Consider the following 675-nt stretch of genomic DNA (forward strand, 5'->3'; position numbering starts at 1 on the left):
GGAAGGCGCGCACCGCCTCTTTCAGGAAGGCGACCGCGCTGGTGGCCAGCTCATCGTCCTTGACGGCCAGGTGCACCCAGCGCGAGCAGCGGTCGATGGCCACATACAAATAGCGTTTGCGGCGCTCGCCGTTGGCGGTCTGCAGCTTGGGCAGGTGCTTGATGTCCATGTGGATGAAGCCAAGATCGTAATCCTTGAACGTGCCGCTCCGGCGCTGGCGCTGCTGCGCCGGGGGCAATCGTCCCAAGCCTTCCGCCTTGAGGATGCGGTAGACGGCATCGCGGTTGAGATGCGGCAGGAAATGGCTGACCACAAACGTGAGGTCATCGAGCGGGAAGCCGGTGGCCTGGCGCAGGGCACAGACGATGGCGCGCTCTTCCTCGGTGGCCTTCCAGGGCAGCTTGTGCGGCCGGCTGCTATGGTCCTGGCAGTCCTGTGCGCCGCGCTTGCGCCACTTGCGGATGGTCTCGGTGCTCACGCTGAAGCGCTGGGCCAGCACGCCGGTGGGCTCTCTCGAGCGGGCGATCTCCTGGCGGACAGCGGGGGTGGTGCGGGCTTGCGGATGAAGGGAGTGCATCACGTCCTCCTGCGGTGAGAAGCTCGGCGTCGCAGGCCGTCAAAGCGCCAAGTGTACTCCTCAATGGCGTAACGCACCCGATCCCAACAACGTTCCGC

At 65.8% G+C, this 675-nt stretch carries 1 protein-coding gene; it reads right to left on the reverse strand.

Translation table 11 applies throughout. The features are described from left to right. Positions 1–577, reverse strand: a 577-nt coding sequence (locus FS320_RS44615; RefSeq protein WP_162003666.1) for a transposase family protein, incomplete at its 3' end; no start/stop codon positions are given. Positions 578–675 lie beyond the last annotated feature (98 nt).

This window comes from Microvirga tunisiensis (genome assembly GCF_009296175.1).
GTDB classification, from domain to species: Bacteria; Pseudomonadota; Alphaproteobacteria; order Rhizobiales; family Beijerinckiaceae; genus Microvirga; species Microvirga tunisiensis.